At 69.8% G+C, this 13,888-nt stretch carries 14 protein-coding genes; 8 read left to right on the plus strand and 6 right to left on the minus strand.

Features of this window, described 5'->3' with window-relative positions; genetic code table 11:
* Position 1 precedes the first annotated feature (1 nt).
* Both ACQ86J_RS02835 and ACQ86J_RS02840 read right to left on the minus strand, forming a co-directional pair.
* On the minus strand, positions 2-319 hold the full coding sequence (locus ACQ86J_RS02835; protein ID WP_431269942.1) for a hypothetical protein: 318 nt from the start codon (positions 317-319) through the stop codon (positions 2-4).
* Positions 279-842, minus strand: a complete 564-nt coding sequence (locus ACQ86J_RS02840) for a hypothetical protein (RefSeq protein WP_431269943.1) — start codon at positions 840-842, stop codon at positions 279-281. The genes ACQ86J_RS02835 and ACQ86J_RS02840 overlap by 41 nt, the downstream gene beginning before the upstream one ends.
* 782 nt (positions 843-1,624) lie before the next feature.
* Here ACQ86J_RS02840 and ACQ86J_RS02845 point away from each other — a divergent pair.
* The 5 genes from ACQ86J_RS02845 to ACQ86J_RS02865 are packed head-to-tail and all read left to right on the plus strand — an operon-like array spanning position 1,625 to position 7,188.
* Entirely contained in the window at positions 1,625-2,611 is a 987-nt protein-coding gene (locus tag ACQ86J_RS02845) for an ABC transporter substrate-binding protein (RefSeq protein WP_431269944.1), read from the plus strand.
* Positions 2,612-2,619: 8 nt separating this feature from the next.
* Positions 2,620-3,534, plus strand: a complete 915-nt coding sequence (locus ACQ86J_RS02850; protein WP_431269945.1) for an ABC transporter permease — start codon at positions 2,620-2,622, stop codon at positions 3,532-3,534.
* Entirely contained in the window at positions 3,524-4,348 is an 825-nt protein-coding gene (locus ACQ86J_RS02855) for an ABC transporter ATP-binding protein (RefSeq protein ID WP_431269946.1), read from the plus strand. Before ACQ86J_RS02850 ends, ACQ86J_RS02855 begins: the two co-directional genes overlap by 11 nt.
* Before the next feature lie 33 nt (positions 4,349-4,381).
* Entirely contained in the window at positions 4,382-5,923 is a 1,542-nt protein-coding gene (locus ACQ86J_RS02860) for an amidohydrolase family protein (RefSeq protein ID WP_431269947.1), read from the plus strand.
* A gap of 38 nt (positions 5,924-5,961) precedes the next feature.
* Entirely contained in the window at positions 5,962-7,188 is a 1,227-nt protein-coding gene (locus tag ACQ86J_RS02865) for a Coenzyme F420 hydrogenase/dehydrogenase, beta subunit C-terminal domain (protein ID WP_431269948.1), read from the plus strand.
* On the opposite strand, the gene ACQ86J_RS02870 is transcribed toward ACQ86J_RS02865, so the two are convergent.
* Together ACQ86J_RS02870 and ACQ86J_RS02875 are read right to left on the minus strand one after the other, a co-directional pair.
* On the minus strand, positions 7,185-7,934 hold the full coding sequence (locus ACQ86J_RS02870) for an SDR family oxidoreductase (RefSeq protein WP_431269949.1): 750 nt from the start codon (positions 7,932-7,934) through the stop codon (positions 7,185-7,187). The two genes, ACQ86J_RS02865 and ACQ86J_RS02870, sit on opposite strands and share 4 nt — an antisense overlap.
* Before the next feature lie 4 nt (positions 7,935-7,938).
* Complete coding sequence (locus ACQ86J_RS02875; RefSeq protein WP_431269950.1) at positions 7,939-8,907, minus strand: Bug family tripartite tricarboxylate transporter substrate binding protein; 969 nt, start codon at positions 8,905-8,907, stop codon at positions 7,939-7,941.
* A gap of 113 nt (positions 8,908-9,020) precedes the next feature.
* Between ACQ86J_RS02875 and ACQ86J_RS02880 the strand changes: the two genes are divergently transcribed.
* Both ACQ86J_RS02880 and ACQ86J_RS02885 read left to right on the plus strand, forming a co-directional pair.
* Entirely contained in the window at positions 9,021-10,358 is a 1,338-nt protein-coding gene (locus ACQ86J_RS02880; RefSeq protein WP_431269951.1) for an MmgE/PrpD family protein, read from the plus strand.
* A 1-nt stretch (position 10,359) separates the two neighbouring features.
* Positions 10,360-11,241, plus strand: coding sequence for a LysR family transcriptional regulator (locus ACQ86J_RS02885; RefSeq protein WP_431269952.1), 882 nt, complete (start codon positions 10,360-10,362; stop codon positions 11,239-11,241).
* A gap of 2 nt (positions 11,242-11,243) precedes the next feature.
* On the opposite strand, the gene ACQ86J_RS02890 is transcribed toward ACQ86J_RS02885, so the two are convergent.
* Both ACQ86J_RS02890 and ACQ86J_RS02895 read right to left on the minus strand, forming a co-directional pair.
* Positions 11,244-11,795, minus strand: a complete 552-nt coding sequence (locus ACQ86J_RS02890; protein WP_431269953.1) for a carboxymuconolactone decarboxylase family protein — start codon at positions 11,793-11,795, stop codon at positions 11,244-11,246.
* A 71-nt stretch (positions 11,796-11,866) separates the two neighbouring features.
* Positions 11,867-12,856 (minus strand): LLM class flavin-dependent oxidoreductase, encoded by a 990-nt coding sequence (locus tag ACQ86J_RS02895; RefSeq protein ID WP_431269954.1) that lies wholly within the window; start codon positions 12,854-12,856, stop codon positions 11,867-11,869.
* A gap of 410 nt (positions 12,857-13,266) precedes the next feature.
* Between ACQ86J_RS02895 and ACQ86J_RS02900 the strand changes: the two genes are divergently transcribed.
* On the plus strand, positions 13,267-13,884 hold the full coding sequence (locus tag ACQ86J_RS02900; protein WP_431269955.1) for an alpha/beta fold hydrolase: 618 nt from the start codon (positions 13,267-13,269) through the stop codon (positions 13,882-13,884).
* Positions 13,885-13,888 lie beyond the last annotated feature (4 nt).

The following is a 13,888-nucleotide window of genomic DNA, read 5'->3' on the forward strand; positions in this document are numbered from 1 at the left end:
GTCAGTGGAGCGCTATCACCTGGCCGGCCAGCACGGCCGCCCGTGTCGCATCCGGGGTGAGCGCATCCGCCCCGACGGCCGCCGCCGGCGGCGGCGGCTCGGACAGCAGCCAGCCGGAGACGATGCGGATGCCGTGGTTGCAAGACGCGCGCCGCATCTCCGCCGCCAGACCCGACAGCCGGCCGAGATCTGTCGCGTCGTCGATGCTGAACCAGGCCAGGTCGAAGCGGCTATGCTCCGCGATCGCGGTCGGATCAGCCTCGGCGAGCCGGCCGCAGCTATGCACCGACCAGCCAGCCCGCTCGAACAGCCGCAGCACCACGGCGTGCTCGAGCGTCGGGGCCAGCAAGCTTGCCGGCGACAAGCAGGACGGAGGCGCCGCGACGCGGCCGGGCGGCGGTCACCTGCCCATCGTCGTCAAGCCCTATCAGCAGCATCCGCAGCCGCCAGACGCCCATCAGGTAGCCGGCCTCGTCGGCCGGCTCGCAATCGCGCTGCCGGCGCAGCCGCGCGGCAGCGGGCAGCAGCACGTCGTGGCAGACCGCCTCGAATCGTGTGCCGCCGGGGTTGAGGGCGCGCAGCGCCCGCGCCACCTCCGCCAGGTCGAGCCTCGGCAGCGCCTCGGCCAAGGCGCCGGCCTCCGCCAGCCAGGCACGCTGCACGGAGCCGATATCGGGCGGCGGCCGGCCCGGTCGGTGCAGCCGGGCCAAGCCCGGCACGACCGAGCGCCGTACCACCGCCTCCAGCGCCGGGCCGCCCCGACACCCGCCCTTGGCGCGGTCCGGCGCCCGGGTCCAGCGTTTCGCCTGCTGGCGGCAGGTCATCCCGAGATCGTTGGGCATCGCGCTCTCCCCCCTGCGCGATCAGCAGGGCGGCGGGCGACGGGGTGGCGCGGGCACGGCGCCTGGCCTCTGCCGGCACATCGGGTGGATTGCGACAGCCCTCCGCCGGGCAGCATGAGCCATCATCCCCTCCATGCGTCGTTGGCCGCCGCAGGAGCGACAGGCCAGGCCATGCGGGAAGGAGCATCGTGCCGGTTGCATGTCGGGTGCGAACACCACCCATCCTGGAAAACCCGGTGGCGCAAAGGCTGAGTTATCGCAGCGCGGACCGGACTTCCGGCACAGAACGTTCCCTCTCCTGCCCGCTTGCGCGGGATTTCGGGGGCAACGCTACGCTCCCTTTGTTGCGGCACGCAACACGGCGACGCTGCAGGCGCGTGGGGCAAGCCGCTAAGTCCCGGCCTGCGACATTGCCGCACCACCGCATACACGCGGAAAATCATCGGAGACATTGCGCAAGAGGCGAATTCCCCCGGGGCCTCGTTAAGGCGCTGGCGCGAAATCCGGCAGGCCATGCCCGCAGGCGCGGCAGCGGCCACTGAGGAATTCGCCCCGCACCAGATGCCCCAGACTGGCATGTGAATTGCTCAGCGGTTCGCAGCGCAGCGCCGCACAGCGGCAGCTCCGGTAGGCGTGCCATCGTCATCCAGGTTCAGGGGGATGGGCCACGCCACATTGCCCTTCCCCGGAGGGGACAAGCGATGTGTGACCGTTATGGGGCCTCAATCCTTCCCGACTATGCCGCGATCAGCCGGGCGGCAAAGGCCAGCCGGCGCAGCGTAATGACAGCGACGGCCGCCAGCGTGCTGACCTTCGCCGCCGGCTTCGGCGGCGCAGCGCATGCTCAGTCCAAGGGCAGCCTGAAGTCGACGCACGGCACCGGCTTCTGCAACCTCAACCTGTTCCTCGCGCATTCGCTGCAGATGGCGAAGGAGGATGGGCTGGAAATCCAGTTCATCAATACGCCGACCTTCGCCGAGCAGGTGACATTCCTCGGCATGGGCCAGGTCGATCTCGGACTGATGCCCTATACCTCCTTCGTTGCGCTGCATAATGCCGGCGCGCCGGTGAAGATCATCGCCGGCGGCGGGGTCGAGGGTTGCGCCATCGTCTCCCGCCCCGGCCTCACCACGCCGGCCAGCCTGAAGGGCAAGACGCTCGGCACCTTCCAGCTCGATACCCTCGAGGTGATGCCCTATGACTACCTGAAGAAGCACGGCATCAGCTTCAAGGACGTGAAGGTCCGTTACATGGGCAACACGCCCGAGGCGGTGGAGGCCTTCAAGGCCGGCGCGATCGACTGGATCTGCACCATCGAGCCCTATGCGACGGCGCTGGTGAACGACGTCCCCGGCGCGACCATGCTGTCGAACGGCCGCGACATCTACGGCGCCGGCTACACCGATTGCGTGCTGGCGACGCGCGCCAGCCTGATCAAGGAAAACCCGGCGGCGCTGAAGGCAGTTATCAAGAGCATGATGAAGGCCCAGCTGATGGCCGAGACGCAGCAGGAGGAGGTGCTGAAGCGGCTGATCGGCACCTACTACAAGACCTCGATGGCGAATGGCCAGATCGCCATGTCGAAGCAGCCCGCGGTGGTCGATGCGCGCAGCCAGACCGACTTCATCCTGGGCCGCACCGACAGCCTGTTGGAGATGGGCTACATCAAGACCAAGCCCGGCCGCGACGCGATCGACTGGACCCTGCTCGAGCAGGTGATCGCCGAGAACGCCGCGCTCTACGGCCAGCTCAAGCACAAGTCGGCCTGAGGCCCGCGATGAACACCGATGTGGCGGGCGCGGCCGTGGTGCCGCGCCCCGCGGTGGCCGCCACCGGCCTTTCGGCGGCGACGCGGCAGGCGCTGGCGCGCTTCGGCTGGGCGGTGCTCTCGGTCGGGCTCTTCGCCGGGATCTGGGAATTGCTCTGGGCGCTCGGCTGGGCGGACGAAAAGCTGCTGCCGCCGCCGCATATCTTCCTCGGCAACATCCCGGACCAGGCGCGCTTCTTCAACACCGCGACGCGCTGGCAGATCGGCGTCGACGCGAATAGCGGCCCCTCCCCTTACGAAGCGGTCTTCATGACGATCGGCGCCACCGGCATGCGCGTGCTGGTCGGCCTGCTGATCGCGGCGACGCTCTCGGTCGGCATCGGCGTGCTGATCCGCTATTTCGGCATCCTCGAGAAGCTGGTGCTGCCGACCATCACCCTGCTCTCGCCGGTCTCGCCGATCGCCTGGCTGCCGGTGGCGATCTTCATCTTCGGCATCGGCAACGCGCCGGCGATCTTCATGGTGGTGGTGGCGCTGTTCTTCCACATGGTGCTCTCCACCATCAGCCAGATCGACAATGTCAACCGCAACTTCATCAACGTCGCCCGCACCATGGGGGCGAGCAAGCGGCAGGTCTATGCGCGGGTGATCATCCCGGCCATCCTGCCGCAACTGCTGATCGTGCTGCGGCTGAACCTCTTCGGCGCCTGGATGGTGGTGCTGGTGGCGGAAAGCACCGGCGTCGGCTTCGGGCTGGGCCAGGTCATCATGATGGCGCGGAACACCTTCAACCCGTCGCTGGTCTTCTTCACCATCGCGCTGATCGGGCTGCTGGGGTTCCTCTCGGACTGGCTGCTGCGCTTCGTGCAGAAGCGGGTCCTCTACTGGGTGCCGGAAACGGCGGGGGTGCTGCGTGGCCTTTGATTCCCATACCCCCTGGTCGTCGCAGGATGCCGTGGTCTGCCGCAATGTTGGCAAGACCTGGGCAGCGGGCACAGCGCGGGCGCATGAGGCGCTGCGCGACATCGACCTCGACATCGCGCCGGGCGAGTTCGTGGTCCTGCTCGGCCCGTCCGGCTGCGGCAAGTCGACGCTGCTCTACCTGATCGCCGGGCTCGAGCGGCAGACGGTGGGCAGCATCTTCGCCTTCCGCGACCCGGTCGAGGGTCCCTCCCCCGACCGGTCGCTCATCTTCCAGGAGACCTCGCTCTTTCCCTGGCTGACGGTCTGGCAGAACGTCTCTTTCGGCCTCTCCATCCGCGGCGCGCCGGAAGCGGAGCGCCGCGCCGTGGCGCGGGAGGCCCTGCAGCGGGTCGGCCTGGCCGAGGCGATGGAGAAGCGCCCCGACGAGCTTTCGGGCGGCATGCGGCAACGCGTGGCGGTGGCGCGCGCCCTGGCAATGCGGCCGAAGGTGCTGCTGATGGACGAGCCCTTCGCCGCGCTCGACGTGCAGACCCGCGCCAAGATGCAGGACTTCCTGCTGGATGTCTGGCGCGACAGCGGCGCCTCGGTGCTCTTCGTCACGCACCATATCGACGAGGCGGTGGCGCTGGCCGACCGTGTGGTGGTCTTCACCGCCCGCCCCGGCCGCATCAAGTCGATCATCCCGGTCGACCTGCCACGGCCGCGCGACCCCTTCTCCCCGGAGGCCGAGGCGCTGCGGCGCCAGCTGACCGAGGAATTGCGCAGCGAGGTCGATCGCGCCTTCGCCGAGCAGGAAGCCCTGACCGCGGGCTGACGTCCCGCATCGCAACTTTGGAGGAAGCCGGCCATGGCCGTGTCCCTGGTGCGCAGCCGCGCCATGATCACCAAGACGCTCTCCGCCACGGAATGGGAGGAGATCCCCGACGGCGCCGTCCTGCAGGAGGACGGCATCATCACCGCGGTCGGCACCTATGACGACCTGCACAAGAAGCACCCGACCGTGCCGGTGATCGGCACGGGCAAGGAGATCCTGCTGCCCGGCTTCGTCAACGGCCACCACCATGTCGGGCTGACGCCGGTGCAGCTCGGCTCGCCGGACATGCCGCTCGAGCTCTGGTTCGTCACGCGAATGGTCGCGCGCAACCTGAACATCTATCTCGACACGCTCTATTCGGCCTTCGAGATGATCGGCTCCGGCATCACCACCGTGCAGCACATCCATGGCTGGCTGCCCGGCGGCCTGCCGGAGGTCGAGGCCCGCACCGCCGAGCTGATCCGCGCCTATGAGGATATCGGCATGCGGGTGTCCTACTGCTTCGCGCTGCGCGACCAGAACCGGCTGGTCTACCAGAAGGACGAGGATTTCGTCGCCAGCCTGCCGCCCGAGCTGCGCGGCCCGATGCAACGCTGGTACAACCGCTTCCAGCTCAGCCTCGAGGACAACCTCGACCTCTTCAAGACCCTGCACCGCAGCCACAACGCCAAGCGCCGGGTGAAGGTGCAGCTGGCCCCGGCCAACCTGCACTGGTGCTCCGACCAGGCGCTGGCGGCGCTCTCCGAGCTCTCCCGCAGCTACGACACGCCGATGCACATGCACCTGGTGGAAACCGCCTACCAGAAGGAATACGCCAGGCGCCGCGGCGGCGGCACCGCAGTGGACTATATCGAGCGCTTCGGGATGCTCGGGCCGAACCTGACCCTTGGCCACGGCGTCTGGCTGAACGAGTCCGACATCGAGAAGCTGGCGGCCAGCGGCAGCTGCATCTGCCACAACTGCTCCTCCAACTTCCGGTTGCGCTCTGGCGTGGCGGCGCTGAACCGGTTCGAGGCGGTCGGCATCAACACCGCCATGGGCCTTGACGAGGCTGGCATCAACGACGACCGCGACATGCTGCAGGAGATGCGGCTGGTGCTGCGGGCGCACCGCGTGCCCGGCATGGAAGAGGCCGAGGTCCCCGGCATGGCCCAGGTGCTGCGGATGGCGACCATTGGCGGCGCCCGCACCACGCCCTACCGGGAGACGCTCGGGACGCTCGAAATCGGCAAGGGCGCCGACCTGTCGCTGATCGATTGGGACAGCCTCGCCTATCCCTACCTGGACGAGCTGACCCCGACGCTGGATGCTGTGATCCAGCGCGCCAAGGCGAGCGCCGTCACCACCGTGATGTGCGATGGCGAGGTGATCTACAAAGGCGGCACCTTTACCCGCGTCGACAAGGACAGCGCGCTGAAGCAGCTGCACGACGACCTGTCGAAGGCGCTGTCGGACGACGAGGTCGAGCGGCGCAAGCTGTCGAAGGCGCTGCTGCCGCATGCCAGGCGGTTCTACACCGATTACATCGACCCTTCGCGGCACGAGCCCTTCTACCGGCCCAGTTCCCGCGTCTGATCCGCTGCCCTAGGCTGCGCCCCGGATGGGGGCGCGGCATGGCGGATGGGACGGGCGCGGTCTGGGCGCCGAAGCTGCGGGAGGCCGCGCCGCGCGGCCTCTGCACGGATTGCGGGATCTCCCGCACCAGGGACCCGAAGGCCTGCGGCCGCGCCTGCCAGTTCATCCGGCCCGACTACCCGGCGCTGGAGGCCGCGGTCCATGGTCGCCCCCGCGACCCTAACCGGCCGGACGAGCTGCATTTCGGCCCCTTCCGCCGCATGCTGCGCGCCTCTCTCGCCCCGGCGCGGGAGGGCGCGCAATGGACCGGCATCGCCACCCGCATCGCCGAGCGGCTGCTGGAGACCGGCGCGGTCGATGCGGTTTTGACCATGGCGCCGGACCCCGCCGACCGCTGGCGGCCGGTGCCGGTGATGGTGACGAAGCCAGCCGGCATGGCGCAAGTCCGCGGCATGCGGATGGGCTATGCACCGCTGCTGGCTCTGCTGGAGCCGGCGCGGGCGGCGGGATACCGGCGGCTCGCCGTCATCGGCATCCCTTGCCAGGTCCACGCGCTGCGGGCGATGGAGCGGGAGCTAGGCTTCGAGCGGCTGTACGTGATCGGCACGCCCTGTTCCGACAACACCACGACCGAGCGCTTCCACGATTTCCTGGCGCTGCTCGAGGACGACCCTTCCGGCATCACCTACCTGGAATTCCGCGCGGACTATCAGGTGGAGCTGCGCTACGCGGATGGCCGGTCGCGCACCATCCCTTTCCTGCAGCTGCCGATCTCGAAGCTGCCGCCCGATTTCTTCCCGCTGATCTGCCGCACCTGCGTCGACTACACCAATGTCTTGGCCGATATCACCGTCGGCTACATGGGCGGCCAGGGCGAGCAATGGCTGCTGGTGCGCAATGCGCGCGGGGAGGAACTCGTCGGGCTGCTGGGCGAGGAACTGCGCACCGCTGTGCTCGGCAGCGCCGGCAAGCGCGCCGGCGCGGTGAAGGGCTTCCTGGCGAATACCGAGCGCGCCGCCGGCGGCCTGCCGCTGCGCCGCATGCCCGCTTGGCTGCGGCCCATCATCGGTTGGCTGATGCCGCGCATCGGTCCGCGCGGGTTGGAATCTGCCCGTGCCCGCGTCGAGATGAAGGCGGTGGAAACCGTGCTGCACCTGCGACGGGAGGAACCACGCAGCATGAAGCACATGATACCCGACCATGTCTGGGCGCTCGTCGGCCAATACGGCCTGGCGCCGAAGCAGGGCGAGCGGCGCGACCGCTAAAGCGCGCGGTTCCAGCCCCCGTCGATGTCGATGATGGCGCCCTGCATGTAGCTGGCCTCGGTGCTCGCGAGGAAGGCAACCAGCGCGGCGATCTCTTCCGGCTCGCCGAAGCGGGCGACGCCGGTGGATGTCGCCAGCACTGCTGCCGCCGCCGCTTCGTCCAGCCCCTTATCCCGCATCACCGTGGCGATGCGGCCGGTCAGGCGGTCGGTGCGGATGCTGCCGGGGTTGATGCAGTTCACCCGCACGCCATCCTGCACGCCGCGGTCGGCCAGCGCCTTGGTCAGGTTCATCAGCGCCGCGTTGACCGACCCGCCGATGGCGAAGTCGGCGCTGGCGATCTTGCCGCCGACGCCTGCGATATGCACCACGCCGCCCTCCGCCGCCTGCAGCGCCGGCCAGGCGGCCCGCGTCAGGCGGACGGCGGCGAAGAACTTGCCGGCGAAACTGTCGGCCCAGGCGGCGTCGTCGAGCTTAAGGAAGTCGCCGCGCTGGGTCGCACCGGCGCTGTTCACCAGCAGGTCCAGCCGGCCGAAGTCGCGCACCGCATGCGCCACCGCCGCCGCTGGCGCCGCCGGGTCCCGCAGGTCGACCGCGAGGCCGATCGCGCCCGGCACGTCGCAGCCGCCGCGGGCGATGCCCAGCACCTGCATTCCCTCGGCGACCAGCCGCTGCACGATGGCGCGGCCGATCCCCTTGCTGGCACCGCTGACCAGCGCCGCCTTGCCCTTCAAGCCGCGATCCATGTCCCTACTCCGCCTTGATGTTGGCATCCCGGATCAGCGTCTCGGTCCGGGTCAGGTCGGCGCGCAGGAAGGCGCCGAACTCGGCCGGCGAGCCGCCCACCACCTCCGCCCCCAAGTCGAGCAGCTTGGCCCGGCCTTCGGGCGTGCCGACGATCGCCATGATCTCGCGGTTGATGCGGTCGACCACCGCGGGCGGCATGCCGGCGGGGCCGATCATCGCGTACCACTCGACCACCGCGAAGCCGGGATAGCCGGACTCGGCGATGGTCGGCAGGTCCGGCGCATAGGCCTGGCGGTTGGCCGCGGTCACCGCCAGCGGCCGCACCGAGCCGCCGCGGACGAAGGGCAGGGTCGAACTGGCATTGCCGAACATCAGCTGGATGTTGCCGGCGACGAGGTCGGCCAATGCCGGTCCGCCGCCGCGATAGGGCACGTGCACCATCTGGATGCCGGCGGCCTGGGAGAACAGCTCGCCCGAGAGGTGCACCGAGCTGCCGATGCCGGGCGAGCCGTAGGAAAGCCGCCCCGGATCTGCCTTCGCATAGGCCACGAGATCGGCCAGGCTGCGGATCGGCAGCGCCGGGTTGACCACGACGATGTTGCCGACATTGGCCAGGTGCAGGATCGGCGTGACGTCGGCGATCGGATCGTAGGGCTGCTTGGTCAGCAGCGCCTGGGTAATCAGCGTGCTGATGCTCATGCAGATGGTATGCCCATCCGGCGCGGCGCGCGTCATCTCGACGATGGCGACCGCGCCGTTGCCGCCGGTGCGGTTCTCCACCACCACGTTCTGGCCGAAGGCGGCCGAGAGCGGCGGCGCGAGGTAGCGGCCGAGGATGTCCGTGGTGCCGCCCGGCGGGAAGGGGATCAGCAGGCGGATGGGCCGGCTGGGCCAGGCCGGCTGCGCCTGCGCCAGGGCCGGCGCTGCCAGCGCTGCCAGCGCCGCGAGCAGCCCGCGTCGTCGCATGGTCATGATGTCCTCCCGCTCGGCGCATTCATTCCACGCCCCGGTGCTGGCGGAAAGGGCTGGCGGCCGGCGCCCGATCGGCTATGCCGTCCCGGTCCAGGAACAACGAGGCAGACCCGATGCCCGATCCCACAGCCGCCCAGGCGCTCGGCCGCTTCGTCGCCGCCTCCGACTGGCGCGATATCCCGGCCGCGTTGCGGCACGAGGCAAAGCGCGCGATCCTGAATCATATCGGCTGCGCGCTGGGCACGGCGCGCGACCCGGCGGTCCAGTCGGCGCTGCGGGTGATGCGGGGGCTCGGCGGCAGGCCGGCGGCGACGGTCTTCGGCCAGGGCATTCGGTTGGATCCGATGGGCGCGGCCTTCGTCAATGCGGTCGCGTCGAACCTGCTGGACTATGACGACACGCATCTCGACACTGTCATCCACCCCGCCGCGCCGGTGGCGCCGCCGATCTTCGCCCTGGCCGAGCAGCGCGGCCTGTCCGGTGCCGCCATGCTGCACGCCTTCCTGCTCGGCGGTGAGGTCGCCTGCCGGATCGGCAATGCCGTCTCCCCCGGGCATTATGCGCGGGGCTGGCACATCACCTCCACCTGCGGCGCCTTCGGCGCGGCGGCGGGCAGCGCGCGCATGCTGGGGCTTTCTGCCGATCAGGTCGCGCATGCCATCGGCATCGCCAGCAGCGAGGCAGCCGGAACGGTCGAGAACCTGCCGAGTGCCGCGAAGAATGTCAGTGTCGGCAATGCTGCGCGGCACGGCCTCCTGGCGGCGCTGTTCGCGGCGGAAGGCTACGACGCTGCGCCGGCGGCGATCGAGGGACCGCTCGGCTGGGCGCGGGCAACCGGCGACGCCGCCGAGATGGCGGCCATCACCGAGGGGCTCGGCACGCGCTGGGAGATCCGCCGCAACACCTACAAGCCCTATCCTGCAGGCATCGTCTTCCATGCGGTGATCGACGCCTGCCTGGAGTTGCGCGCCCGGCTGGATGTGCCGCCGGAGGCGATCGAGGCCGTCACCGTCGCTGGCGACGCCTTGCTGCTGGCGCGGGGCGACCGGGTGGTGCGGAATGCGCGCGACAGCCGCGTCAGCATCCACCACAGCGCCGCGCTCGGCCTGCTGCGCGGCCGGGCCGGCGTCGCGGATTTCGAGCAGGCGGCGGTGGACGACCCGGCGCTCGCCGGCTTCCGCGCGAGGGTGACCGCGGTGCTCGACGACAAGCTGCCGCGCGGCGCGGCGCGGGTGACCGTCCGGCTGCCGAATGGGCGGAAGGAGGAGACCACGGTCGTCACCCCGCGCGGATCGGAGGCCAAGCCGCTGACCGATGCCGAACTGGAAGCCAAGTACCACGAGAATGCCGGGCTCGGCGGCTGCGCCGATCGGGCAGCGGCCCAGATCGCGGCGATCTGGGCTCTGGAGGACGCGCCGGACCTCGGCCGGCTCATGGCGCTGCTCGCCTGAGATGGACAAATCCATGGCGCTGTCGGTTTTCGCCCGCGTCGTCGAGCAGGGCGGCTTCACCGCGGCAGCGAAGAAGCTGGGCCTCTCGCCCTCGGCGGTGACCAAGACCATCGCCCGGCTGGAGGACGAGCTGAACACCCAGCTCTTCACCCGCACCACGCGGCGGCTGCGCACCACGGATGACGGCCAGGGCTTCTACGAACGCTGCGTGCAGATCCTGGCGGAGCTAGAGGATGCCGAGGTCACGCTGACCCGCGGCAGCGCCGTGCCGCGCGGCCGCATCCGCGCGGTGGTGCCGCTGAGCTTCGGCCGCGTCACGCTGATGCCGGAGCTGCCAGCCTTCTTCGAACGCTACCCCGAGATCGGCCTGGAGCTGCATTTCAGCGACGGCCCGGTCGACCTGATCGCCGAGGGCTACGACCTAGCGGTGCGCACCGGCAGCATCACCGATTCACGCCTGACCACCCGGTTGCTGACCCGCGGCGCGCAGGTGACGGTGGCGGCGCCGCGCTACCTGGCGAAGCATGGGGAGCCGCAGGCGCCGGAAGCCCTGCGCGACCACAATTGCCTGATCAGCCGCTTCGGCCCGGAATGGGGCTTCCGCGGCGCCGATGGCCGCCCCTTCACTGTCCGGGTACGCGGCAATGCGGTGATCAACAGCGGCGACGCGCTGCGCGAGGCGGCGGTGGCCGGCACCGGCATCGCCCAGGGCACCTGGTGGCTCTACCGCAAGGACCTCGAGCGCGGCGACGTCCGCGCCATCCTGCAGGATTACGCGCAGGACGGCGCGCCTGTCTCGGTGCTGTATCCGGCGCAGCGGCACGTGCCGGCCAAGCTGCGGGCGCTGATCGACTTCCTAGTGCAGATCACCCGGACGGGGTGAGCCTACTTCCACGGCGCCTCGAAGGGCGGCGGCGGCGCCACCTGGAAGACGTTCAGCTGCATCGCCAGCAGGCTGTAATAGCCGACGAGGCCGGTCAGCTCGACCGTCCCCTTCTCGCCCAGCAGCGCCTTCGCCGCGTCGAAGGCCGCATCGCCGACCCGGCCGGTGCGCAGCAGCTTCTGCACGAAGGCCGCGACCACGCGATCCGGCTCGGCGTCGAAGGGGATGTCATCGGCACCGCCGCCGATCGCCGCGATCACCGCCTCCGGCACGCCCTGCTTCGCCGCGATCGGCGCATGCGCGTACCACTCGTATTCCGCCTTCCAGTGCTGGCCGACGAACAGGATCGCCAGCTCGCGCAGCCGCATCGGCACGCTGCATTCGTAGCGGATGAAGACGCCGACCTGCTCGACCCGGGCGCAGAGCTCGGCGCTGGTCAGCAGCGGCAGGAAGGGTCCGCCGACGCCGCCGCGGGCGCCGGAGGCGATGCGGTCCCAGACCACCTGCTGCGCCGCGTCCAGCGTCTCGCGCGTCTTCGGTGCCAAGCGGGCCATATGGCTTTCCTTCCCCAATTGAAAACGGCCCGCACCCTGCGGTGCGGGCCGTCGCCTGTCCAGGCGCCGGGCTATTCGGCCGCGGCCTGCAGGCCGGGCGCGAAGGCCGGCATGACCTCGCGCGCGAAGGCGCGCAGATTGGCCGGGGAGGCGTTGGGATCGACCAGCAGGATGTTGGTGGCGCCCAGCGCTTCCAGCTGCTTCAGCCGGGCGATGATCTCGTCCGGCGTGCCGAGCAGCGGCGCGGTATCTTCCTCGACCCGGTCGGCCAGCTTGCCGCGGGCCAGGTCGCCGATGACGCCGACGACGCGCTTGCGCGTGTCGAAGGCCGCCTGGCGCTCCTCCTCCGAATGGATCATCTGCAGCGCACGCGCGGTGCCGACCATGTTGGCGTGGTAGGCGCGGCCCGCCGCCTCGCACTCGGCGCGGTACAGCGCGATGCGCTCGCCGATCTGCTCGACCGAGGCGAGCTGGTCGAGCAGCAGGTTGAAGCCCTCCCGCGCCGCGCGGCGGATGCTGTCCGGGCTGCCGGCGGCCAGCCAGAGCGGCGGGTGCGGCTGCTGCAGCGGCGCCGGCTCGACCAGGATGTTTTCGAAGTTCCAGCGCTTGCCGTGATGGGAGAAGCGCTCCTCGGAGGTCCAGGCCTTGCGGATGACCTCGATAGCCTCGTCGAAGCGCTCGGAGGCTTCCTCGAGCGGGATGCAGAAGGCGTCGAACTCCGCCTTGCGGTAGCCCTTGCCGACGCCGAAGTCGAACCGCCCGCCGGTCAGCAGGTCGAGCGTCGCCGCCTGTTCGGCGACCAGCACCGGGTTGTGCCAGGGCAGCACGACGACGGCGGTGCCGAGCCGGATCTGCTGGGTCTTGGCGGCGAGATAGGCCAGCAGGGTCATGGAGGCCGAGACCTGGCCCTGTCCGGTCGAGTGGTGCTCCACCATGAACATATGGCGGAAGCCCAGGCGGTCGGCTTCCATCACGTAGTCGATGAAGCTCTGGTAGCCCTGGCTGTCCTCGATGCCGACGCTGCGCTTGGTCCGGGCGCCCCCGAACAGACCGAATTGCATTCCTGGCTCCCTGGGACCGTTTCTTCAGCCCTCCATCCTGGGGATGCCAGGCACGGAAGGAAAGGCTTCAATCGGCAAGTTCTCCCGTGCCGATCGGTCCGAAATCCCGCAGTCCGGGAATGCAGGACCATTTCGGACATGACGGAACAGGTCTTGTGCATTGGCGGGGTGGGTGACGGTCCGGCGTCGCTGCCGCATCCTCCCCACAAAGGCGGCGCGTGCCGCAGGGAAGGAATGATCCATGCACTGGAACCCCAAGCCGCTGGATAGCGGCAAGGTCACCGTCCACCGCCGCGGCAAGGGCGAACCCTTGGTGCTGATCCATTGCCTGGGCCAGAGCTGGCGCTTCTGGGACGTGCTGGAGCCGTTGTGCGACCGCTACGAGCTGATCGCCTATAGCCTGCCCGGCCATGCCGACACCCCTCCCCGCCGGCCAGTATGGCCAGGACGAGACCACCGCCCAGTTGAAAGCGTTGATGCAGCGGGAGGGGATCGCCAGGGCGCACCTCGCCGGCATCTCCATGGGCGGCAGCCTGGCGCAGCATTTCGCGGGCACCCATCCGGAGATGGTCGACCGGCTCATCCTCTGCGACTGCACGCCCCTTTACAACGAGGAGAGCCGCGCCAACTGGCCGGTCCGCGCCGGCATCGCGCGGGAGAAGGGCGTCGCCGCCCTCATCCCCATGCTGATGGGCGTGTTCTTCACGCCTGGCAGCGTCGCCGAGGATGGTCCGAATGTCCGCCACGTGCGGGAGGTCTTCGAGGCCTGCAGCGGCGAAGGTTATGCCCTGGCCTGCGAATGGCTCGCCATGGTCGATGCGCGGGAGCAGGCAAAGCGGATCACCGCGCCGACCCTGGTCATGCTCGGTTCCGAGGAGCGCGCCGCCTTCAAGGAGGCCGCCGCCTGGATGCACGCCAACATCCCCGGCAGCCAGGGCGTGGTCGAGGTGCCAATGGCCGGCCATGCCTCGGTGCGGGAACGGCCGGATTTCGCGGTGGCGCAGTTCCGCGCCTTCCTCGGTGGCTGAGGCG

Source organism: Dankookia sp. P2 (assembly GCF_050632255.1).
GTDB lineage: Bacteria > Pseudomonadota > Alphaproteobacteria > Acetobacterales > Acetobacteraceae > Paracraurococcus.